We start from the raw sequence: 22,700 nt of genomic DNA, 5'->3' as shown, positions 1-22,700 counted from the left end.
GTAACTGAATGCGCTGAGGGCGGGAAGAATGAGCCACTACCGGAGCAACTTGCGGGATCTTGAGTTCAACCTGTTCGAGGTCTTCGACACGCCCTTCGGCGAGGGTCACTTCGCCGACATCGACGCGGACACCGCGCGCAGCGTGCTGAGCGAGATCGATCGCATGGCCCGCGTCGACCTGGCCGCGAGCTACGCCGACGCCGACCGCAACCCGCCGGTCTACGACCCGGCGAACTACACCGTGACCATGCCGGAGAGCTTCAAGCAGTCCTTCCAGACCTGGATGGACTCGGAGTTCTGGCGCCTGGACCTGCCGCCCGCCCTCGGCGGCAGCTCCGCCCCGCGCACCCTGACCTGGGCGTTCGCCGAGCTGGTGCTGGGCTCGAACGCGCCGGTCTGGATGTTCGGCTCCGGCCCGTCGTTCGCGCACGTGCTCTTCCTGGAGGGCACCGACGAGCAGAAGAAGTGGGCCGAGCTGTTCGTCGACAAGAAGTGGGGCTCCACCATGGTGCTCACCGAGCCGGACGCCGGCTCGGACGTCGGCGCCGGCCGCACCAAGGCGGTCCGGCAGGAGGACGGCTCCTGGCACATCGAGGGCGTGAAGCGCTTCATCACCTCGGCCGAGCACGACATGTCGGACAACATCATCCACTACGTGCTGGCCCGCCCCGAGGGCCACGCGACGGGCACCAAGGGCCTGTCGCTGTTCGTCGTGCCGAAGTTCCACTTCGACGCGGAGACCGGCGAGCTGGGCGAGCGCAACGGCGTCTTCGTCACCAACGTCGAGCACAAGATGGGCATCAAGGTCTCCACGACCTGCGAGACCACCTTCGGCGGCCACGGCATCCCGGCCAAGGGCTGGCTCGTCGGCGAGGTGCACGAGGGCATCCGCCAGATGTTCCTGATCATCGAGAACGCCCGGATGATGGTCGGCACCAAGGCCATCGCGACGCTGTCGACCGGCTACCTCAACGCGCTGGCCTACGCCAAGGAGCGCGTGCAGGGCGCCGACCTGCTGAAGATGACGGACAAGACCGCGCCGCGGGTCGCCATCACCAACCACCCGGACGTGCGCCGCTCGCTGCTGCTGCAGAAGTCGTACGCCGAGGGCCTGCGCGCCCTGGTCGCGTACACCGCGTACTGGCAGGACCGGGTCGCCATGGCCACGGCCGCGGGCGACGAGAAGGCCGCCAAGCGGGCCTCGGCGATCAACGACTTCCTGCTGCCGCTGGTCAAGGGCTGCGGCTCGGAGCGCGCGTTCGAGCTGCTCGGCTCCGAGTCGCTGCAGATCTTCGGCGGCTCCGGCTTCCTGCAGGACTACCCGCTGGAGCAGTACGTCCGCGACGCGAAGATCGACTCACTGTACGAGGGCACCACCGCCATCCAGAGCCTCGACCTGGTGTTCCGCAAGATCGTGCGGGACAACGGCCGGGCCCTGATGTCGGTCGCCGGCGAGATCCAGGACTTCCTCACCAACGAGTCCGGCAACGGCCAGCTGAAGGAGGAGCGCGCGTCGCTGGCCGCCGCGCTCGGCGACGTGCAGGCCATGCTGGGTACGTTCACCGGCTGGCTGGCCGAGTCGCAGGGCGACGACCCGCGCTCGCTGTACAAGGTGGGCCTGCACTCGCGCCGCCTGCTGCTGGCCATCGGCGACCTGGTCGTCGGCTGGCTGCTGCTGCGCCGCGCCGAGGTCGCGCTGCGCAAGCTGTCCGGCGAGCCGGGCAGCGACCAGGCGTTCTACACCGGTGTCGTGGCCACCGCGCGCTTCTTCTCGCGCGAGGTACTGCCGCGGCTGGGCTCCGACCGGCGCATCGTCGAGCTGGCCACGCTCGACGCGATGGACCTGGACGAGGCCTCCTTCTGACCCCACGGGATGCGGCCCGGCCCGCACCCCGCACCCATCCCACGAATGGGTGAACGGCGCCCCCTCGCCACGCAGCACGCGTGAGGGGGCGCCGTTCCGTGCGCGGGGGTCGGCCAGGCGCCGAGGTGTTATCGCCGAAGTTGGGATGCGTAACCGCGCCGCTTGCGGCAAGCTGGGCACATGGCTCCGCTGACCGGCGCCGCAACGCGCCCACGCACTCTGGTGCTGCTGCGTCACGCCAAGGCCGACCGTCCGGCCGGCATCGCCGACACCGACCGCCCGCTCACCGACCGCGGGCACGCGGACGCCGCCGCTGCCGGCGCCTGGATGGTCACCCACGGATACGTGCCCGATCTCGTGCTCTGCTCGCCGGCCCGACGCACCCGGCAGACCTGGCACGGGGTGGCGGTCGCGCTGGCCGGCGCCGGGTCGCCGGTGGTCCGCTACGAGCGGCCGCTGTACGAAGGGACGCCCGACGAGCTGCTCGAACTCGTCCGGTCCGTGGAGCCCGAGTTCCGCACGGTCTTGGTGATCGGGCACAACCCGACCATCTCCCAGCTGTCCGAACAGCTCGACACGGGCGGTGGCGAGGTCGATTCGGACGGCCTGCGCACCTGCGGCCTCGCCGTCCACCAACCCGAAGCCGACTGGCCCGACACCGACACCGCCAAACTCGTAGCCGCCCACACCGCCCGCGCCTGACCCCGCCCACGCGCCGCGCCCACGCCTGCGCCACGCCGCGGCGCGCCCTCGCACCTGCCGCAACTCTTAAAGAGTCGCGGCCTCAGCGGCCCTCAGAAGGCGCGACTCTTCAAGAGTTGCGCGGCGGAGGGGCGGGGGAGGGCGGGCGGCTCGTGGGGCGGGGCGGGGTGGGGTCAGGCGAAGAGGGCGAAGTAGATGGCTATGTGGTGGGAGATGGCGGCGACGAGGGTGCAGGCGTGGAAGAACTCGTGGTGGCCGAAGACGGTGGGCCAGGGGTTGGGGCGGCGCAGGGCGTAGAAGACGGCGCCGACGCTGTAGGTCAGGCCGCCGACCATGAGCAGGACCAGCGCGGTGACGCCGCCGTTGTGCAGGATGTCGGGCAGCACGGCGACGGCGACCCAGCCCAGGGCGAGGTACAGCGGCGCGGACACCCAGCGCGGCGCGTGCGGCCAGATCAGCGACATCGCCGCGCCGCCGAGCGCGCCCGCCCAGACCAGCGACAGCAGCAGTACGGCCTTCCCGGACGGCAGCAGGAGCAGGCAGAACGGCGTGTACGTGCCTGCGATGAAGATGAAGATCATGGCGTGGTCGAGGCGCCGCATGGTCTGGTAGCCGCGTTCGCTCCAGACCCGCCGGTGGTAGAGCCCGCTGACACCGAACAGCCCGCACACGGTGAGGCTGTAGACCGCCACGCTGAGCACGGGTGTGCTGCCGGGCCGGAACGCGGCGATGGACACCAGGACGATGCCGCAGACCAGCGCGACGAAGAAGGCGTACGCGTGCAGCCAGCCGCGCATCCGCGGCTTGCCGATGTCGACGGGACGCAGACGTTGCGGAGTGGCCGTGCCATTCATGCCCTCTAGGCTACGGCACCGTAGGTTACTGGTGCGTAGCCTGCGGGGGTGAGGCCGGTAACATCTGCGTCGTGCTGGTCAGGAGGTACGGCTGGGACGGTTTGCTGCTGGAGGTCGACGACCCGGCGGCGTGGTTCCGTGCGCTGCGGGCGGCCCGCGAGCGCGGCGAACTCACCTGCGAGGAGATCGTGCCCGCAGCCCGCACCGTGCTGCTGCGCGGGGTGCGGGGCGAGCCGCACTGGGCCGACTTCGCGCCCGCGGCCGCGCCGCCTGCGCCGCCTCAACGCCTGGACGTGCCGGTGCACTGGGACGGGCCCGACCATGACGCCGTCGCGGCGGCCTGGCAGGCCGATCCGGCGAGGGTGCTCCGGGAGACCGAGTTCACGGTCGCGTTCTGCGGGTTCGCGCCCGGATTCGGCTACCTGACCGGGCTGCCCGAGCGGCGGTGGCTGCCTCGGCTGGCCAGCCCGCGGGCCCGGGTGCCGGCGGGGTCCGTCGCGCTCGCGGGGCCGTACGCCGGAATCTATCCGCGCAGCTCGCCCGGCGGCTGGCAGCTGGTCGGCCGCACCGAACTGGTCCTGTTCGATCTCGACCGGGAGTCGCCCGCGCTGCTCGCGCCGGGCACGCTGGTGAGGTTCGTCGATGCTTGAGGTGCTGGTGCCGGGGCCGCTGGCGACCGTGCAGGACCTGGGCCGGGTCGGCTACGCCGAGCTCGGGGTGTCCCGGTCCGGCGCGCTCGACGGCGCGGCGCTGCGGCTGGCCAATCGCCTCGTCGGCAACCCGGAGAGCTGCGCGGGGATCGAGTTCACCTACGGCGGCGCGGTCCTGCGGGCGCACGCGTCCGTCTGGTGCGCCCTCACCGGCGCGCCCGCACCGCTGTCGGTCGACGGCCGTCCGGCGCCGTACGGGGTCGCGTTCGGACTGCCCGCGGGTTCCCGCCTCGAGATCGGACTCCCCCTCCACGGCATCCGCAGCTACCTGGCCGTGTCCGGCGGCATCGCGGTCGCACCCGTGCTGGGCTCGCGCAGCACCGACACGCTCTCCGGCATCGGCCCCGATCCGCTGCGCGTGGGCCGCGCCCTGCCGGTCGGCCGGGCACGCCGCGGTGTCGAGGAGATGAAGTCTCCTGCGGCATCCGACCTCGGGGAACCCTCGGGGGACCACCCAGGGTCCGGCGGCCTCGGCGCGCCCGGTCCGGTGAGCGGGGCGGAGCCGTCCACGGTCGACTTCGTGCCGGCGACCGCACCGGGCAGCGAGATCAGGCTGCGGGTGCGGCTCGGGCCGCGGGACGACTGGTTCGCCGACCCCGGCGAGCTGCTGCGAAACGGCTACACGGTGGGGCAGGGCGACCGGATCGGGGTGCGGCTGGACGGGCCGCCGCTGGCCCGCGCGGTGCCCGGCGAGCTGCCGAGCGAAGGGCTACTGGCCGGGGCGATCCAGGTGCCCGGCGACGGCCGGCCGCTGGTGTTCCTAGCCGATCACCCGACCACGGGCGGCTACCCGGTCGTCGGGGTGGTCCATCCCGCCGATCTCGGGCTCCTCGCGCAGGCGCGTCCAGGCACTAGGGTGGTGTTCCATGGATCTCAACGCTGATCTCGGCGAGGGTTTCGGCCGCTGGGAGCTCGGTGACGACGAGGCCCTCCTCGACGTGGTGACCAGCGCCAACGTCGCCTGCGGCTTCCACGCCGGGGACGCGGCGACCATGCGCCGCACCTGCGAGCTGGCCGCCCGGCAGGGTGTGGCCGTGGGCGCGCAGGTCGGCTACCGCGACCTGGCCGGCTTCGGCCGCAGATTCATCGAGTACGACCTCGGCCAGCTCCGCGACGAGATCATCTACCAGGTCGGGGCGCTGCAGGCGCTGGCCGCGACCGAGGGCACCCGGGTGCGATACCTCAAACCCCACGGTGCGCTCTACCACGCGACCGCGCACATCGACGCGATCGTCGAGGCGGCGTTGGCCACCGGGCTGCCGGTGCTGTGCGCGCCCGGCTCGCCGCTGGCGACCGCGGCCGGGGACGCAGTGGTGCCGGTCTACGCGGAGGGCTTCGCCGACCGTGCCTACCGGGCCGACGGCACGCTGCTTCCGCGCGGCAAGCCCGGCGCGGTCATCACCGACCAGGAGGAGGTGGTGGCCCGCGCGCTGCTGATGGCGGTGGACCAGCGGGTCATCGCGCTGGACGGCACCGTGCTGCCGCACGCCGTGGACTCCATCTGCCTGCACGGCGACACCCCCGGCGCGGTCGCCCTGGCCCGCGCCGTCCGCGAAGCCCTCCAATACGCCGACGTCCCCCTCCGCCCCTTCCTCCCCTGAACCCGCCCGGCACGATCTTGGCCGGGTCGGGTCGGGCGGGGTGGGTCAGGAGTCGAGGCCGCGGAGGATGAGGGGGAGGCGGTCGGGGCCGTCGGGGGTGATGACGATGGGGACGCCCCAGTCCTGGCGGGTGAGGTGGCAGGCCGGGAACTCGGCGTCGGCGTCGCAGGTCGCCGCCTGCGCCACGACCTGGAGCACGCCCTGCGGCACGTTCGGGTTGAGGACCAGCTTGCGGTACAGGTCGGTGGTCACGCCGGCACCCTCCAGCAGCAGCTCGGCGGGCGAGGCGGACACCTCCAGCCGGGTCGGGTCGCCGAAGCTGCGGTCCAGCTTCTGGCCCGGCGCGGGCGTGAAGATGACGTCCAGTGTGACCGTGCCCGGCGCCAGCGGCGACGGTGGCCGCTCAACCTTGTGCCGGCCGCCGTCCACGAGCCCGGCCGCTGCAGGGGCGAGCCGGACCAGCCGGTGTGCGGCCGATTCGACCACGATCACGCTGCCGTCCGCGCCGAGCACCACGTCGCTCGGCTCGGCCAGACCGCTGTCGACGGTGGACACCGCGCCGTCCTGCCAGCGCCGGATCGCGCCGTTGTACGTGTCGGCGATCAGCACCGAGCCGTCGGGCAGCGCGCACACGCCCAGCGGGTGCTGAAGCAGCGCCTGGTCGGCGGGGCCGTCCACATGCCCGAAATCGAACAGGCCCTGCCCGACCGCTGTGTGCATCCGCCCGTCCTCGATCCAGCGCAGTGCGCTGGTCTCCGAGTCGGCCAGCCACAGCCGGTGGCCGTCGGGCGAGGTGGACAGGCCGGACGGCTGGGCCATCCACACCTGGTCGAGCGCGCCGTCGCGCAGCGCCTCGACGGTGGTGCCCGCGTACCGGCCGACGGTCCGCTTGGCCGGGTCGAACCACCACAGCGTGTGCGTGCCCGCCATGGCGACGATCACCTTGCCGTCGTACCAGGCGACGTCCCACGGTGAGGACAGGTCCATGGAGCGGGCGTCGTGAGCATGGTCGTCCAGGCTGGACCGCCACTGCCGACCGGTGCCGGCCACCGTGGTCACGGTCAGGTCGCTCAGGCGTACGCCGCGCAGCAGGTGGTTCACCGTGTCCGCGACGACGACGTCGTAGCCGACCAGAGTCGCGACGTCGGGCGGCAGCAGGCACATGCCCTGCGGCTCGGAGAAGTTCGCCTCGGCGGGGCCGCCGTCGGCCCGCCCGCGCCCGCCCGTGCCGACGCGCCGCAGCACCGCCGACAGGTCCTGGTCGAGCACGGCCAGGCTGTGCCGGGCCGAGTCGGAGACGAGCACGGTGCCGTCGGGCAGCGGCAGCGCCTTGCCCGGGAAGCGCAGCAGGGAGTCACTCGGCGGCGGAGGCACGAACGGGCCGTCGCCGCGGTGCAGCGTGCCCTTCGCCTCGTGCTCGGCGATCAGCTGGTCGATCAGCCGGCGCAGCCCTTCGGCGTGGCCCTCGCCGGCCATCGACGCCACCACGTAACCCTCGGGGTCGACCACCGACAGGGTCGGCCAGGCCTTGGCCGCGTACTGCTGCCACATGTCCATGGTCGGGTCGTCGAGCACCGGGTGGTCCACGCCGTAGCGCTCGACCGCCGCGGCCAGCGCGACCGGGTCGCGCTCGTGCTCGAACTTCGGCGAGTGCACCCCGATGATCACCAGTACGTCGGCGTACTTCTCCTCGAGCGGGCGCAGCTCGTCGAGCACGTGCAGGCAGTTGATGCAGCAGAAGGTCCAAAAATCCAGGATCAAGATTCGGCCGCGCAGGTCGGCCAGCTTGAGGTCCTTGCCGCCGGTGTTCAACCAGCCTCGTCCGCGCAGCTCCGGCGCCCGTACCCGCATCACGCCATTCTGCCCGATCATGCTGCGCGCGCCTCGGGGGCATGGTGTGACGTGGCGTACCGCCGCCGCGGATCAGACCAGCGCGGGTGCCGGCACCACGGGCACCGGTCCGACGGCGCGGCCGTCCTGCTCCGGCGTGATCAGCTTGCGCAGCGAGAGGGCCACCACCGAGGCGACGAGCGTGCCCACGGTGACCAGCGCGATCCATACGCCACCGAGCCCCGCGCCGAGCAGCGGGCCGGCGCTGACCGGCGCGACGATCGCAGATATGCCCCACACCATCGAGGAGAGCGCGTTGTAGCGGCCGCGCAGCTCGTCCGTGGCGAGCACGTTGACGAGGGCGGGGCTGACCGGGGACAGCATCGTCTCGCCGACCGCGAAGACAGCGCCGAACAGGATCACGATCACCGCGCTGAGCACGGCGTTGCTGCCGTCGACGTAGCCGGCCAGGCCGAGCACCAGCCAGGCGACGCCGAACACGGCGCCGACCGCGGCCAGGGCCCGGGTGCGGCTGCGCCCCTGGAGCTTCTTGATGACGAGCAGCTGTGCCAGCACGATCACGATCGTGTTGGCGGTGAAGGCGTACCCGATGATCTGCGGGGTGACGCCCGCGACCTTGGTCGCGAAGCCGGTGAAGCCGACCTCCAGCTGGGCGTATCCGGACACGGTGAGCAGCACACTGAAGATCGTCAGACGGCGGAACGGCTTGTGCCGCAGCACCTCGGCGTATCCCCGCTTACGGCCGCTCGCGTTCAGGGTCGGCTTCTCCACCAGCCGGCGTCCGACCCCCGGCATGGTCATCATGATCACGAACGGCCCGGCGTAGCAGAGCATGTCCAGCAGGTAGATCAGCTGGAAGGTGCCCGGCCGGGCGGTGTCCACGATGCTGCCGGCGGTCGCCGAGCCGATGCCGATGCCGAGGTTGAGCAGCGCGAACTGCAGGCCGAAGACCCGCTGCCGCTCCTGCTCGCCGGTGATCGAGGTCAGGATGGTGTTCTGGCCCGCCCAGATCGTCGAGGCGCCCAGACCGCTCAGCGTCAGCGCCGCGGCGGCCTGCCAGGCGTTGCCGACCAGCGCCAGCGAGCCGACGCCGACCGCCTCGATCAGCAGTGCGGGCATGACCACCCGGCGCGCGCCGAACCGGTCGACCAGCGTGCCCGACACCGGCGAGGCGGCCAGGGTGAGCAGGCCGAACCAGCCGATGAGCAGGCCCACCGTGGTGCCGGACAGATGGCGCACATCGGTGAGATAGATGAACAGGAACGGCAGCGTCAGCCCTCGGCCCAGCGAGGAGAAGAGGGTGCCGACGAGCATCCGGCGTGCTTCGGGCCTCGCGGGCAGGGCGTCGCGCAACATGCGCCCAGTCTGGTGTCCGGGTGTGACGTCACGCGAACGAAATAGAAGGCCCTGTGGTCAGCACCACAGGGCCTTTCATCACTTACAGGTGAGGCGGTGTCACGGGGTCGGCGTGGCCGCGGGCTCCGAGGGTGCCGTGGACGGCTGGCCGCCGCCGGCGGAGTTCGGCACCAGGCACAGCACCTTGCTGGCGACTGTGACGTGCGGCTGCGTCTTGTCCGTGCACTCGTCCTTGCTGTCGCCGACCGAGGCGACCTTGTAGGTCTCCGGCTCGGTGCACGCGGCCGCGACGGCCACGGAGCCCGACTGCTTGAGACAGTCGCCGACCCCGAACGCCGGGTCCGCGTCCTCGCCGCCGAGCAGCTTCTGCGCGCCGATCAGGACACCGAAGGCAACGGCGAGCAGCAGCGCGCAGCCGACGACCACCATGATGATCACCCGGCCGGTGCGGACCGGCTTGATCTCGAGCGCGCCGGTGCCGGTGCCGGCCTCGTCGGGCTTGAACTTGTCGAACTTCGACTGGTCCTGTGCCAGCGGCGGCGAGTCCATCGGCGGTCGCTGGCCGGGCACCATGCCCGCGCCGGGCGGGGGACCGGACGGGCGGGCCGGCGGCTGCATCGGGCCGCGCGCCGGCGGGGGCGGCGACGCGGGCGGGCTGCCGTACACACTGGTCGGTGGGGCGGCCGGAGCCGGCGGTGCGGCCGGCGGTGCGGCAGCGGCCGGCGGAGCCCCGGCGGGCTGGAGCAGGTCGCCGAACGTGTGCTGGCGGGGCTGGCGCTGGGCCAGCGCCGGGGCGCCACCCTGCGGTCCCGCCTGCTCGGGCGCGGACGGAGCCGACTGCTCCGCCGGGCGGGCGGGCGCGCCGTACACGGTGGACGAGCGGGCGATCGGCGGCGCGGCGTGCGGCTCCGCCGGAACGGGCTGGGCACTGGGCACGGTCACCCGTGCGGTGGCCCGCGCGGCACCGGCCGCGGGCGGCGGAGGCGGCGACATCGGCGCGGCTGCGGGAGCCTCCGGCTCGGCAGGCGCGGAGACCGCAGCGGACCCGTACACCCGACCCTGAGCCTTGGGCGGCGCGGCAGGCACGTCGTCCTCGGGACTCACCCGGCTCGCGGTCGGCACCGCCGCGGAGGCGACCCCGGCGGTGGCGCGCGCGACGGCCGGCGGCGGGGTGACCGGGATGGCCGGCGGCGTGCTGACCGGCGTCGTCGGCGCGGGCGGCGAACTGACCGGACCGGCGGACGGGCTCACGGGAGCCGATGCGGCGGCCGGCTCGTACGCGGGCGCGGCCGGCTCGTAGGACGGCGCGGGCTCGTAGGACGGCGTGGGCTCGTACGACGAGGCGGGCTCGTACGACGAGGCGGGCTCGTACGACGGCGCGGGCTCGTACGACGGCGCGGGCTCGTACGACGGCGCGGGCGTCGGCTCGTACGACGGCGTGGGCTCGTACGACGAGGCGGGCTCGTACGACGAGGCGGGCTCGTACGACGGCGCGGGCTCGTAGGACGGCGCGGGCGTCGGCTCATACGACGAAGCCGGCTCGTACGACGGCGCGGGCGTCGGCTCGTACGACGAAGCCGGCTCGTACGACGAGGCGGGCTCGTACGACGAGGCGGGCTCGTACGACGGCGCGGGCGTCGGCTCGTAGGCGGGCGCGGCGGGCTCGTACGACGGGGTCGACGAGTACGTCGAGGACTCGTACGAGGACGGTGCGGGCGGCGGCTCGTATGCCGGCGCGGCCTGGGCCTCCGGCTCGGGGTCCATCAGCGCGGCGACCGCGGGCGGCGGCGTCCACGGGCCGGACGGGGCACTGGGCTTGGGCGACTCGCCGGCGGCGAACGCGGCCCAGGACACCGACGCACTGGCCGGCTCGGCCGGCGCGGGCTCGTAGGCGGGTGCCGACGGCGGCTGCTCCTGCGGCTTGCCGAAGTCGGAGTAGTCCGGCCAGACCTGCTCCGCGGCGGGTGCGGCGGTGGTGGCCGCCTGCCACGGCTGCTCGGCGGCGGGCTCGGGCTGCCACGGCTGCTCGGCGGGGGTGGACCAGTCCTGCGACGTGGCCCAGTCCGGCTGCGCCGGCGGCGTCGACCAGTCGGGCTCCGCGGGGGGAGTCGAGGTGACGAAGGGCTCGTGCGCCGCGAACGAGGACGACATCTCGTGGCGTACGCCGGGGATCGGCACGACGGCCGGGGCGGGCACGTACGGCGCCTCGTCGCCCGTCGGGGCCGCGGGTTCGGCCGGGAACCCGCTGAACGCGGGCGGGGCCTGCTCGGCGACCGAGTCCGGCGGGAACGACTCCTCCGGCGCGCTGCCGTATGGAGTGAAGACCGGGAACTCGTCGGGCGCCGGCGGCGCCTCGAACAGACCGAACCCACTCTTGCGGTCGGCTGCGTCAGCCGGCGGCCAGCCGGACTGCTGCGGTGCCTCGGACGTCATACGCGCACGCCTCCCTCTCTTTCGCCAGCCCTGGGTGACGCCATGCGGAAGGAACGCAGGGGTCATGAGCCGAGGGGTGGCGGCCGTGCCCACCGTACCGGTACTCACGCGCGACCGGAATACGGGAGGTGGGTTCACGTCGGTGGCCTGTCGCGACCGCGGACGCATCGCGGCCCCTGTCGCCGGATGGCGCGACAGGGGCCGCAACGCTCTTGGAGGAGGAGAAGAGTCTCAGTGCAGACGTACGAAGACGGCTGCCATGGGGTCACCGAGTTCCGCGGCGCGGCGACGCTGCGCGCGCTCGGCATGGGTGCGCTCGAGGTGGATCTGCTCGGCGCTGCGGCTCCGCGTCCGCATCTTCTTCATGATGCTCATACCCACTATTACAGCGCATGGAGCCCTCCTAACTCCAACGATTATTCGGTGAGCTGCACCACGAGCCGACGATTCGTAGGTTAACCCGTCATGTCCGTGGGGTGATCGCCGCCAGCAGCTCGGGTTGCCGGTGGTCGAGGATGTCACCCGCGGTGATCAGCCCGAGCCAGACCGCGCCCACCGCGTAGGCGAGTCCGACCGGCAGCGCCAGTGCCGCGCCGACCGTGCCGCCGAGCAGCACCAGCAGCAGCACCGGCAGCGCCAGCACCATGCCGGCGAACCAGGCGGCCATCGCCAGGAAACTCTTCGCGACGCCGGTGCCCGTGTTGATCGCGAACGGGTTCTGGTTCTCCGGCAGGGCGTACGCCGCCCAGACGGACGCGTGCATCGCGCTGGCCAACCCGGTCCCGTATGCCGCGAACAGGGTGCCGAACATGACCGGGAGCTGGAGCAAGTCCCGGCGCAGCACCGCGTTGAGCACGGCGAGACCCAACAGCAGCGGCACGATGTACCAGGAGTACGCCACCGCCCTGGCCCGCAGCTCCACCCGGCCCGGCACGCCGGTCACCACGTGCATCGCGTACGCCGTGCCGTCGTAGCCGAACTGGTTCGCGATGCCGAGCCCGGCCAGCGCGCCGACCAGCACCATCGAGCCGCCGTGCACACTCTGCGCGACGATGTTCCCGTCGGCGCTCGGACCCAGGTTCGTGACCACCGGGAGGAACACCCCGATCACCGCGAACGTGATCAGGCTGGCCCGCCGCCGCACATCGCGTACCCAGTAACGCAGCTCGCGGACCACCATCGCGCCGTACGCGGTGCGGGGTCGGCGGGTCCGCCCGAAGAACCGGGCGACCGGGGTGCCGGTGGCGGCCCGCACGCGCACCTCGCCGCCCCCGGACGTGCCGAGCATCGCCGACTCCAGCGAACTCGACCACCACCACAACAGCAGCAGCACCGTCGCGACCGTGATGGCCAGCCGCGCCGCGACCGCCGCCCAGTGCCCGTGCACCGCGTCGAGGCCCACCACGTAGGGCGCGCCGAGCGGCGTCCAGCCGAGTACGTCGGCGACCGCGGTCAGCCGGGCGGTGCCGACCTGCTGCGCGCCGGAGCTGAGCAGGTACTGGAGCGGGCCCAGCGACGCGGCGAGTACGGCGAGCACCACCGCGGCCAGGTCACGGGTCCGCCGGGCCCGCAGCGCGCGGGAGAAGCCGCTGGTCACGGCCCGGCTCACCACCACGCACAGCAGCAGGCCGAGCAGCACCCCGACGGCCGCGACCAGGGCGGGCAGCGGACCCCCGGCCATGCCCGCGCCGATCGCCAGCCCCGAGGTCGCCAGCAGCGTGCCGAACGCGGGCACGCCGAGCAGTGCGGCGACCAGCAGGCCGCGCAGCAGCGTCGCCCGGGGCAGCGGCAGCAGCGCGAACCGGCCGGGTTCCAGGGTCTCGTCCACGCCGAACCAGACCAGGGGCATCAGGATCCAGCCGAGTACCAGGACGGTCCCGCCGAACGCGGGGATCACGGCGCCGAAGTCGGGCGGGTCGGGCAGGAACGGGACGAGGAAGAGCAGCGCTGCCATCGCGCCGTAGAACAGCGCGGCGAGCAGGCCGATCACGAACAGGATCACCTTGCCGGGGCGGCCGCGGAAGCCGTTGCGCAGGACACGCAGCTTGAGGCGGACGAAGGTCAGAGCCATGACAGCTCCGAGCCGGTCGAGACGCGCCCGCCGACCACGGCGACGAACGCGTCCTCCAGGGTCCGGCCGTCGCGCACCTCGTCGAGGGTGCCGACCGCGCTGATCCGGCCGTTCGCCATGATCGCGACGTGGGTGCACAGCCGCTCCACCACCTCCAGCACGTGGCTGGAGAAGATGACGGTGCCGCCGCCGGCGACGTAGCGGGTGAGGATGTCGCGGATGGCCGCGCCGCTGACCGGGTCCACGGCCTCGAACGGCTCGTCGAGCACCAGCAGCCGCGGTGCGTGCAGCAGCGCGCAGGCCAGCGCGATCTTCTTCTTCATGCCGGCCGAGTAGTCGATGACGAGGGTGCGCCCGGCGTCGGTCAGGGCCAGCACGTCCAGCAGCTCGGTGACCCGGGCGTCGATGACGTCGGGCGCCATGCCGCGCAGCAGGCCCTGGTAGGTGAGCAGCTCGGTGCCGTCGAGGCGGTCGAAGAGGCGTACGCCGTCGGGCATCACGCCGATCAGCGACTTGGCCTGGACCGGGTCGCGCCACACGTCGTGGCCGAGCACCAGGGCCCGCCCGGCGTCCGGGCGCAGCAGGCCGACGGCCATGGACAGGGTGGTGGTCTTGCCGGCCCCGTTCGGCCCGAGCAGGCCGAAGAACGAGCCCGCCGGCACCGTCAGGTCCACGCCGTCGACGGCGACCTTGGTGTCGAACCTCTTGACCAGCCCTTGAAGGGCGAACGCGCTGTCGGGGATCACGCGTCCGACTGTAGACGCGCGACGCCCGCCCGTCGCCCCGCGTGAAAGGCGACGGGCAGGCTGCGGGTCACTTGCGCGAGTTGTTGAGGTTCTCGGACTCGTTGCAGGCCCGGCCGGCGGGCATGACCTCGATCTTGTCCAGCAGATCGTCGGCCTGGGCGCGGCTGAGGTTCCAGGAGTACCACTGGTCCGGGTTGGCGTCCAGGTCGCGGATCATCCAGCTCAGGGCGCAGCTGCGGTACGGCTCCGGCAGCTGGGCCAGGGCCGGTGCGGCGTCCGGGCCCAGTGCCCGCAGGTACCAGAAGTCGATCTTCTGGAAGCGCTCGACGTTCTGCTCGGCGATGAAGTGCTCCGGGTTCGCGGCGCCCAGGAACAGCAGCAGGCCGGCGAAGCCCGCCACCGCCGCCCGCGGGAACCACGTGGCCCGCAGCTTCCACCCGGCGATCGCGATCAGGATGAGGACGCCGCCCAGGTAGAGCTCGACCGAGCCGAAGAACAGCCGCTCACGGGTCCAGCCGTAGGTGTTCTGGTAGAGCCACATGCGCCAGACCGCCGAGCCGACGATCACCATGCTCAGCAGCACGAGCGCGCCGAGCAGGGTGCGCAGCAGCACCCGGTCCTGCGGGGTCTCCTTCGACGCCCAGCGCGACACCAGGCCGATGACGACCAGGGTCAGCATGGTCACCACGAGCAGCTGGCCGAAGCCCTGCACGGCGTACTCGGAGAAGGTCAGCCCGCTGGTGTCCTGGATGTACTTCTTGTCACCGAAGAAGAAGCGCAGCTGCACCACCACGAACGCGCCGAACAGCAGCACCAGGCCGCCCAGCGGCAGCGCGACCTCGATGCGGCCGATGCGCCGCGTCGCGGGCCGCTCCAGCCCGGACAGGTCCGGCGGAGCCAGCACAGTGAAGATCGCACCGGCGGTGATCAGGCCGCCGATCACGGTGTACAGCACACCGCGGAAGATCGCGCGGGCGTTGATCTCGGGCAGGATGTCGCCCAGCAGCTTCGAGAACGCCGGGTCGGCCGACGCGAACAGCGCGCCGAAGACGACCAGCAGTACGACCGTCACGATCAGCGACAGGCCGATCCGGCCCGCGGTGCCGCTCTTCTCCCGCGTCTTCTGCCACGAGCTCGCGCCCTTGGCCAGCCACGGGATGGACCGGAAGAAGGCCAGCGGCAGCGCCAGCGCGCCCACCACGACGGCCCGGACCGAGTGCCCGCCGGCCACCGCCAGCGAACCGCAGGCCAACGCGCCGAGCACGCAGAAGACGTACAGCCAGCCCGCGTCGCGGAAGGTGCCGACGGCCAGCAGCGCCACGGCGAGCACCGCCCAGCCGACCCGGACCCAGCGCTCGATCCGGGTGTCCGGCTTCGGGCCGAAGCGCGCCGCGTGCCAGACCGCGCCCGTCATGACCAGGCCCACCAGCAGCCAGCCGATGCCGGGACGGCTCAGCGGCAGCGCGATCGCGGTGGCCAGGCCGCCGACCAGCGCTGCGATCCAGGCCGCCGGCCCGCCCGCGTAGTCGGGCCCTTGCCAGCGCGTCTGCAGGAAGCCCGGCGGGGGCGGCGGCAGCGGCGAGAACCGGGCCATGTCGGCCGGATACGTCTGCGGCGGCACCGCGGCGGTCGCCACGGGTGCGGCGGTCGCCGCGGGTGCGGCAGCCGTCGCCGCAGGGGCGGTGGTCGCCGGGGTCGGCGTCGCCTCAGCCGCCGGTTCGGGCGACGGGGCCACCGCGTCGGGTGCGGCCCAGGTGCCCGCATCCGACGCGGGCGCGTCCACCGCCTGCGGCGTGCTTGCTGCGGCGTCCCCGCTCGAAGCGTCGTCCGTGGCGGCCGCGGCCGTGCCGGTCTGCTCCGCCTCGGCAGCGACGGGTGCGGCGGCGGCCTTGGCCGCCTTCGCCGGCGTGCGCTTGCGGGCCGGTGCCTTCTTCGCCGGGGCGGCCGACTCCACGGCAGGTGGCGACGGCTCGTCAGGCTGCGGTGGGTTGTCCGGAGAGGTGTCTGACATCGTTGGCTCCGACTTCTGCGGGCGACTGATGAGGTACGGGTTTCTGGGGCAGGGTGATGCGGACGCGGCAGCCGATCCCGCCGGGCGGGTCGACGATCGCGATCGTGCCGTGGTGCAGTTCCACCGCCCAGCGGGCGATGGCGAGGCCGAGACCCGTGCCGCCGTCGGACGACTCGGCGCTCTTGCCCCTGGTGAAACGCTCGAAGACCCGCTCCCGGAGGGCAGGCGCGATGCCCACTCCCTGGTCGAGCACCTCGAAGACAGTCTGGGTGCCGGTCGGGCGGGCGCTGACGGTGACCAGCCCGCCCGCCGGGCTGTGCCGGGCGGCGTTCTCCAGCAGGTTCGCGAAGACCTGGTGCAGCCGCGCCGGGTCGGCGTTGATGGTGTGCGGGACGACGTCGCGCAGCCGGAATCGGGTCGCCGGCGCGTTCAGGCTCGCCTCCGCCACGACCCTGGCCAGGAACTCGGCGACCGGCATCGGCACCCGGCGCAGCGCCGCGGCGCCCGCGTCGACCTTCGACAGGTCCAGCAGCTCCGTCACCAGGCGGGACAGCCGCTCGGTCTGCGCCAGCGCGGTGCGCAGCGTCGCCGGATCGGCGCTGCTCACGCCGTCGACGATGTTCTCCAGCACCCCGTGCAATGCGGTGATCGGCGTACGCAGTTCGTGCGACACGTTCGCGATCAGCTCGCGCCGCTGCTGGTCGCTGGCGGCGAGGTCGGCCGCCATCAGGTTGAACGCGCGGGCCAGCTCGCCCACCTCGTCGCGGCTCGTGGCGCGTACCCGGCGGCTGTAGTCGCCACGGGCCATCGCCCGCGCCGCCGCGGTCATCTCGCGCAGCGGCTTGGTCATGCCGTGCGCCAGCACCTGCAGCGTGATCAGCCCGACCAGGGCGGCGGAGATGGCGACCGGCCAGTTGACGAACCCGAGCCGGCCCCAGAACACCACCAGGCCCGTCGCGCCGGAGATGCCGAGCAGGATCGCCAGCTTCAGCTTGATCGACCGGAACGGGTCCAGCGGCCGGGGCAGCCGGTCCAGTGCCTGGTTGGACAGCACGATCAGCGGCCCCAGCACGCGGTACATGGGGTGGGTGAGCCAGTCGAGAATGCGTTCGATCACGTGGGTTCGGCTTCCAGGGCGTATCCGACACCGTGCACCGTGCGGATCAGGTCGGCACCCAGCTTGCGGCGTAGCGCCTTGATGTGGGAATCGACCGTGCGGGTGCCGTAGCCCTCGGCCCAGCCCCAGATCTCGGCCAGCAGCCGCTCCCGCGGCAGCACCGCCCGGTGCCGCTCGGCGAGGTACACCAGCAGGTCGTACTCGGTCGGGGTGAGGTGCGCCTCGGCCCCGTCCCGGCGGACCCGGCGCTCCGCACGGATGATCTCCAGGGGACCCAGCTTGAGCGGCGCATCCGGCGCGGTCGACCGGTCGGCCCGGCGCAGCAGCGCGTGCACCCGGGCGGCGAGCACCCGCATCGAGAACGGCTTGGTGAGGTAGTCGTCCGCGCCCACGGCGAGCCCGACCAGCAGGTCGTTCTCGTCGTCGCGGGCGGTGAGCATGAGCACCGGCACGGGGCGCTGCGCCTGCACCCGGCGGCAGACCTCCAGCCCGTCGAAGCCGGGCAGCATCAGGTCGAGCACGATCAGGTCGGGCTTGAGCCGGGCCGCGGCCTCCACGGCGGCGGGACCCGTGCCGGCGTGCGCGACCTGGAAGCCCTCGGCTCGCAGCCGGGCGATCACCGACCCGGCGATGGTGGGATCGTCCTCCACCACCAGGACGCGACGTTCACTCATGACCAGGGACTGTAGCGGTCAGCTGTGCGGATCCTCAGCCCCAGTTGTGAAGGACTTGTGCGCGGCTCTGGTTCGAGTGCCCTGCACCCCACGCGCAGCGTCCTTCATTTGACCTGGGGAAGCTTCCTCACCGTGGATTCGTGCTGCACTCTGGAGATGTCACACGGGCACCGATAGAGAGGACGGGTGACAACGATGACCCATCCGCTGCTCCGGCCTCAGCCGCCGCGCGCTTGGCAGTTCGAGGACCTGCTCGACACTCCTGACGACGGCTACCGGTACGAGATTTATGACGGGAGCCTGCTCGTGACGCCCCAGCCCCCGCTGCCGCATGCCGGCCTGGTGTTCCGGCTGCGCCGAAGCCTTGACCGGCAGGCGCCCGAAGCGTTCGCGGTGAGCGAGGGCATCGGAGTGCTCCGCGAGGATGGCACCTCCTATTTCGTTCCGGACTTAGTGATCTTTGACGCGGACCTGTTCGGCAGGCCTTTGCCTGCGCTCCCCCCGCCAGCGGCGTATCTCGTGGTGGAGGTGGTGTCTCCGAGCAATCCGAACAACGATCTGGTGATCAAGCGCCACGGCTACGCCATGATCGGTGTCCCCGAATACTGGATCATCGATTCGCGGTCCCGGGAATTCCTGGTGCTCACGCAACCGAGTCCGTTCGGCTACCAGGCCGAGGAGAAGCGGTCGGGGGAGATGCGCGGCACCGTGCCGTTCCCCTACCGACTCGACCTCGACGCGATCTTCGACTGAACGTGGAACGGCCGGGCAGCTCGATGAGCTGCCCGGCCGTTCTCGGGTCTGCGTCAGTAGGCGCCCTTGCGCTGCAGCACGACGCCGACGGTGCGCCACAGGATGCTCAGGTCGTACGCCAGGGACCAGTTGTCGACGTAGTAGAGGTCCAGCCGGACCGCCTCGTCCCAGCTCAGGTCGGAGCGGCCGGAGACCTGCCACAGGCCGGTCATGCCGGGGCGCACCAGCAGCCGTCGGCGCACGTCGCCCAGGTAGTCGCCGTCGTCGGCGGGCAGCGGGCGCGGGCCGACCAGCGACATCTCGCCCTTGAGCACGTTGATCAGCTGGGGCAGTTCGTCGATCGAGCTGGCCCGCAGGAAGCGGCCGACCGGGGTGACCCGCGGATCGTCGCGGATCTTGAAGAGCATGCCGTCGCCCTCGTTCTGGGCTTCGAGCTTGCTCTTGCGCTCCTCGGCGTCGGTGTACATGGTGCGGAACTTCCACACCTTGAACACCCGGCCCTCGTGGCCGACCCGCAGCTGCCGGAAGAACGCCGGGCCGCGGTCGGTGATCGAGATGGCCAGCGAGATCACCAGCAGCAGGGGGGCCAGCAGCACCAGGCCGCAGAAGGCGGCGACCCGGTCCAGCAGGTTCTTGGCCAGCCAGGCCATGCCGGAGAGCTTGGGCTCCTCGACGTGCAGCAGCGGCAGGCCCTCGATCGGGCGGATGTGCACCCGGGGCCCGGCGATGTCGGTGAGCTGCGGCGCGACCACCAGGTCGATACCGGTGCCCTCCAGCTGCCAGGCGAGGCGGCGCAGCTCGTCGGGCTCGGCGCCGGCCGAGCCGCACACCGCGATGGTGTCGGCGCGCAGCTCGTGCACCAGGTCGACCAGGTTGCGGCCGTAGTGCACGGGCACCGGCGCCTGGGCCCGGCGGGAGGCCGGCAGGTGCTCGGAGAGGTGGATGGCGACAGGTACCAGGCCGGCCTTCGGGTTGCGTGAGACGACCTTGTAGACGAAGAGCGTCTCGGGCAGCGAGCCGACCAGCAGCATCCGGTAGGTGGCCAGCCTGCCGCGGCGGCGCACCACGTACAGCACGCGGCGGGCCATCAGGCGCATGCCGAAGATGTACGCCATCGCAGCGATGATCACAAAGGCGACCGTGCCGCGGGACAGGCCCTCGTCCTGGCCGCCCTTCTGGAAACCGAAGGCGAGGAACGAGACGGCGGCCGCGACGGCGATGGTGGCGCGGAAGACCCGTTTGAACTCGTCGGTGCCCAGCCCGATCACGCGCCGGTCGTAGGCGCCGTTGCCCCAGAGCAGCAGCAGCCAGATCAGCGGCATGATGGCGTACGCCACCAGCTGGAACTGCACGATCTGGTCGCCGAAACCGGAGGTGACCCGGTTGATCGAGAACTGGGAGATCGCGGTCCAGCTCGCCGCCATGGCGCAGAGCACGTCGCCGATGACCAGGCAGAGGATGTAAGGCCGGTGCCAGCGGGCGCGGCGCGCGGTGGACCGGGCGAACGCGTTGCGGGCGACGCCGTTGGTCTTCGGCACGGGGGGCAACTCGTATCGGTCGGCTACGTAATCCGGGACATTCGACCGCTTGGGCACGGTGGTCGGGTGCTTCAGGCTCGTCGTCACCTCACCTGGGTCCTCCCGTGCGTCACGTTCCTGCCCGGTGGTGCCGGCAGGTGCTAAAGCCCTGCGGTCGGAACGTGCGGCAGGACGGGTGTCGCCCACAACGTTCAGTCTCGCATGGTTTGTCCGGGGTCGGCGGAGACACCGTATTGCCGATGCGTCCGAAGACTCCAGGACCGGGACACTATACGAACTGGGCTGTGCGTGACACTAGCGCAGGAGTTTGGAAAGTCGACGGTCTGCGAGCGGTTTTCCACCGGTTTGACAGGTGGGGCAGTACTGCAGGCTGGAATCGGCGAACGACACCTCACGCACCGTATCGCCGCAGACGGGACACGGCTGCCCAGTCCTCCCGTGCACCCGCAGGCCGGCCCGCTTCTCCGCCTTCAGCGTGGCCGCCTTCTGCCCGACCGAGCGCTCCAGCGCCTCGGTCAGCACCTGCTGCATCGCCTGGTGCAGGTTCTCCAGCTGTCCGGGCGTCAGCCGGTCCGCCCGCGCGTACGGCGACAGCCGTGCCACATGCAGGATCTCGTCGGAGTACGCGTTGCCGATCCCCGAGAGCACCTGCTGGTCCCGCAGCACCCCCTTGATCTGGGAGTTGCGGGTGCGCAGCACCTCGGTCAGGCCGGGCAGGTCGAGGCCCAGCGCGTCCGGCCCGAGCCGGGCGATGCCGGGCACCTGGTTCACGTCGGTCACCAGATACGCGGAGAGCTTCTTCCGGGTGCCGGCCTCGGTCAGGTCGAAGCCCGACCCGTCGGCCAGCCGCACCCGCAGCGCGATCGGCCCGCTGCCCGGCTTGAGCAGGGTGTCCGGCAGCGCGTCGCGGTAGTGCAGCCAGCCCGCGCGGGCCAGATGGATCACCAGGTGCAGGTCCCCGAGCTCGATGTCGAGGAACTTGCCGTGCCGGCCGGCACCGGTGATCGTCAGTCCGTGGGTCGCGGACAGGGGCGGGTCGAACGTCTTGAGGGCGCTGATCGCCGACACGTCGACCCGCTCGACGCGCTGGCCTACCGCTCGCTCGCGCAGGTACGCGGCGAGCGCCTCCACCTCGGGCAACTCGGGCACGGCGCTAACGCTACCGTTCTAGGGTCAGCCGAGCAGAGAGCAGGAAACCGTTGAAGGTCGTGGTCGCCCACAATCGGTACCGCTCCGAGCTGCCCTCGGGCGAGAACGTCATCGTCGACCAGGAGATGGCGCAGCTGGAGGCCGCCGGGGTCACCGTGCTGCCGTTCCTGCGCAGTTCGGACGACATCCCGTCGCTGTCGGCAGCGCAGAAGGTGCTGCTGCCGATCTCCCCGATCTGGGCGCCGTCCGCGCAGAAGGACCTGGCCCGGCTGCTGCGTGCGGAGCGCCCCGACGTGCTGCACCTGCACAACCCGTACCCCCTGCTCTCGCCGTGGGTCGTGCGGACCGCGCACGCGCACGGCGTGCCGGTGGTGCAGACCGTGCACAACTACCGCCAGGTATGCGCGCCCGGCCTGTACTTCCGCGACGGCCACGCCTGCCACGAGTGCCGCGGCAAGGCGTTCGCCCTGCCCGCGATCAAGCACAAGTGCTACCGGGGCTCCACCGCGCAGAGCGCGATCATGGCGACCACCCTGGCGGTGCACCGCTCCACGTGGCGTTCGGTCGACCGGTACATCGCGCTGACCGCCGCCATCGCCGACCATCTGCGCGACTTCGGCATCCCCGACGAGCACATCGTGGTCAAGCCCAACGGCGTGGACGACCCGGGGCAGCCCGCGCTGCCCGGTGAAGGCCTGCTGTTCGTCGGTCGGCTGTCCCCGGAGAAAGGTCTCGGCCTGCTGCTGGACGCCTGGCGGCGGCACCCGGACGGCTCCCTGGGCACACTGCGCATCGTCGGGGACGGCGAGCTGCGCCCGCTGGCCGAGCAGGCAGCCGCGGAGCGCTCCGACGTCGAGTTTCTCGGGCCGCAGGACCGGGCCGGGGTACGCGCCGCGTTCCGCGCCTCGGCTCTGTTCGCCGCTCCGTCCACCTGGCACGACGTGCTTCCCACGGTGATCATCGAGGCGCTGGCCGCGGGCCGCCCGGTGATCGGCAGCGCGCTCGGCGGCATCCCGTACCTGATCGACACGGCCGGGGTCGCTGTCGCGCCCACCGTCGACGACTGGGCCGCCGCCCTGCCCGACGCCCTCAAGGCCGCCCCATCCCTCACCGACGCAGCCCGCCGCCGCTACCTCGACACCTTCCACCCCTCGGTCGTCACCAGCAAACTCATCGAGGTCTACGAGTCCATCCGCCCCCGCCGTTGATCATCCGACTTGCGCGGCACCTGTGCGTATCTTGAGACCGGATACGCCCACCTGCCTGGCAA

At 72.1% G+C, this 22,700-nt stretch carries 19 protein-coding genes; 7 read left to right on the top strand and 12 right to left on the bottom strand.

All coding sequences use genetic code 11. The features are described from left to right. The first annotated feature begins 28 nt into the window (after nucleotides 1–28). A complete protein-coding gene (locus tag FLL47_RS08055) occupies nucleotides 29–1,864 on the top strand; it encodes an acyl-CoA dehydrogenase (protein WP_144119811.1) in 1,836 nt (611 codons plus the stop codon). A 189-nt stretch (nucleotides 1,865–2,053) separates the two neighbouring features. Next, entirely contained in the window at nucleotides 2,054–2,566 is a 513-nt protein-coding gene (locus tag FLL47_RS08050) for a SixA phosphatase family protein (RefSeq protein WP_144119947.1), read from the top strand. A 173-nt stretch (nucleotides 2,567–2,739) separates the two neighbouring features. Here FLL47_RS08050 and trhA read toward each other — a convergent pair whose 3' ends face one another. Beyond that, the gene (gene trhA, locus FLL47_RS08045; protein WP_144119810.1) at nucleotides 2,740–3,420 is read right to left on the bottom strand and encodes a PAQR family membrane homeostasis protein TrhA; all 681 of its coding nucleotides are present in this window, start codon (nucleotides 3,418–3,420) and stop codon (nucleotides 2,740–2,742) included. Nucleotides 3,421–3,491: 71 nt separating this feature from the next. Between trhA and FLL47_RS08040 the strand changes: the two genes are divergently transcribed. From FLL47_RS08040 to FLL47_RS08030, 3 genes are read left to right on the top strand one after another with little or no spacing between them, the layout of a single operon-like run. Further along, nucleotides 3,492–4,070: a 5-oxoprolinase subunit B family protein gene (locus FLL47_RS08040; protein WP_144119809.1), complete on the top strand. Its 579-nt coding sequence runs from the start codon at nucleotides 3,492–3,494 to the stop codon at nucleotides 4,068–4,070. Then, nucleotides 4,063–5,013, top strand: a complete 951-nt coding sequence (locus FLL47_RS08035; RefSeq protein ID WP_144119808.1) for a 5-oxoprolinase subunit C family protein — start codon at nucleotides 4,063–4,065, stop codon at nucleotides 5,011–5,013. Before FLL47_RS08040 ends, FLL47_RS08035 begins: the two co-directional genes overlap by 8 nt. Continuing rightward, nucleotides 4,997–5,731, top strand: coding sequence for a LamB/YcsF family protein (locus FLL47_RS08030; protein WP_144119807.1), 735 nt, complete (start codon nucleotides 4,997–4,999; stop codon nucleotides 5,729–5,731). The genes FLL47_RS08035 and FLL47_RS08030 overlap by 17 nt, the downstream gene beginning before the upstream one ends. A gap of 45 nt (nucleotides 5,732–5,776) precedes the next feature. Here FLL47_RS08030 and FLL47_RS08025 read toward each other — a convergent pair whose 3' ends face one another. From FLL47_RS08025 to FLL47_RS07990, 9 genes are all read right to left on the bottom strand, one after another. Then, the gene (locus tag FLL47_RS08025; protein ID WP_246157654.1) at nucleotides 5,777–7,603 is read right to left on the bottom strand and encodes an NHL domain-containing thioredoxin family protein; all 1,827 of its coding nucleotides are present in this window, start codon (nucleotides 7,601–7,603) and stop codon (nucleotides 5,777–5,779) included. A 51-nt stretch (nucleotides 7,604–7,654) separates the two neighbouring features. After that, a complete protein-coding gene (locus tag FLL47_RS08020) occupies nucleotides 7,655–8,938 on the bottom strand; it encodes an MFS transporter (protein WP_144119806.1) in 1,284 nt (427 codons plus the stop codon). 99 nt (nucleotides 8,939–9,037) lie between these two features. Continuing rightward, nucleotides 9,038–11,371, bottom strand: a complete 2,334-nt coding sequence (locus FLL47_RS08015) for a hypothetical protein (protein WP_144119805.1) — start codon at nucleotides 11,369–11,371, stop codon at nucleotides 9,038–9,040. A gap of 231 nt (nucleotides 11,372–11,602) precedes the next feature. Continuing rightward, entirely contained in the window at nucleotides 11,603–11,728 is a 126-nt protein-coding gene (locus FLL47_RS44675; RefSeq protein WP_269059019.1) for a hypothetical protein, read from the bottom strand. Nucleotides 11,729–11,834: 106 nt separating this feature from the next. Then, entirely contained in the window at nucleotides 11,835–13,442 is a 1,608-nt protein-coding gene (locus tag FLL47_RS08010) for an ABC transporter permease (RefSeq protein ID WP_144119804.1), read from the bottom strand. Continuing rightward, nucleotides 13,433–14,188, bottom strand: coding sequence for an ABC transporter ATP-binding protein (locus FLL47_RS08005; protein ID WP_144119803.1), 756 nt, complete (start codon nucleotides 14,186–14,188; stop codon nucleotides 13,433–13,435). Before FLL47_RS08005 ends, FLL47_RS08010 begins: the two co-directional genes overlap by 10 nt. 67 nt (nucleotides 14,189–14,255) lie before the next feature. Further along, on the bottom strand, nucleotides 14,256–16,199 hold the full coding sequence (locus FLL47_RS08000) for a DUF4153 domain-containing protein (protein ID WP_144119802.1): 1,944 nt from the start codon (nucleotides 16,197–16,199) through the stop codon (nucleotides 14,256–14,258). Next, nucleotides 16,162–17,316 carry a HAMP domain-containing sensor histidine kinase gene (locus FLL47_RS07995; protein ID WP_246157652.1) on the bottom strand — a complete coding sequence of 385 codons (1,155 nt, stop codon included), beginning with the start codon at nucleotides 17,314–17,316 and terminating at the stop codon, nucleotides 16,162–16,164. The genes FLL47_RS08000 and FLL47_RS07995 overlap by 38 nt, the downstream gene beginning before the upstream one ends. After that, nucleotides 17,313–17,990, bottom strand: coding sequence for a response regulator transcription factor (locus FLL47_RS07990; protein WP_144119801.1), 678 nt, complete (start codon nucleotides 17,988–17,990; stop codon nucleotides 17,313–17,315). The genes FLL47_RS07995 and FLL47_RS07990 overlap by 4 nt, the downstream gene beginning before the upstream one ends. Before the next feature lie 195 nt (nucleotides 17,991–18,185). Between FLL47_RS07990 and FLL47_RS07985 the strand changes: the two genes are divergently transcribed. Continuing rightward, nucleotides 18,186–18,743, top strand: a complete 558-nt coding sequence (locus tag FLL47_RS07985) for a Uma2 family endonuclease (protein ID WP_144119800.1) — start codon at nucleotides 18,186–18,188, stop codon at nucleotides 18,741–18,743. 53 nt (nucleotides 18,744–18,796) lie between these two features. Here FLL47_RS07985 and FLL47_RS07980 read toward each other — a convergent pair whose 3' ends face one another. Continuing rightward, nucleotides 18,797–20,368, bottom strand: a complete 1,572-nt coding sequence (locus FLL47_RS07980; RefSeq protein WP_144119799.1) for a sugar transferase — start codon at nucleotides 20,366–20,368, stop codon at nucleotides 18,797–18,799. 207 nt (nucleotides 20,369–20,575) lie between these two features. Further along, on the bottom strand, nucleotides 20,576–21,430 hold the full coding sequence (locus FLL47_RS07975) for an Fpg/Nei family DNA glycosylase (RefSeq protein ID WP_144119798.1): 855 nt from the start codon (nucleotides 21,428–21,430) through the stop codon (nucleotides 20,576–20,578). Between the two features lie 50 nt (nucleotides 21,431–21,480). Between FLL47_RS07975 and FLL47_RS07970 the strand changes: the two genes are divergently transcribed. Next, on the top strand, nucleotides 21,481–22,638 hold the full coding sequence (locus FLL47_RS07970) for a glycosyltransferase family 4 protein (RefSeq protein ID WP_144119797.1): 1,158 nt from the start codon (nucleotides 21,481–21,483) through the stop codon (nucleotides 22,636–22,638). Nucleotides 22,639–22,700: the final 62 nt, after the last annotated feature.

Origin of the sequence: Catellatospora sichuanensis, assembly GCF_007483665.1 — a bacterium.
GTDB lineage: Bacteria > Actinomycetota > Actinomycetes > Mycobacteriales > Micromonosporaceae > Catellatospora > Catellatospora sichuanensis.
Note: the sequence above shows the minus strand (reverse complement) of the source record. Positions and strands in the feature narration are given on the sequence as shown.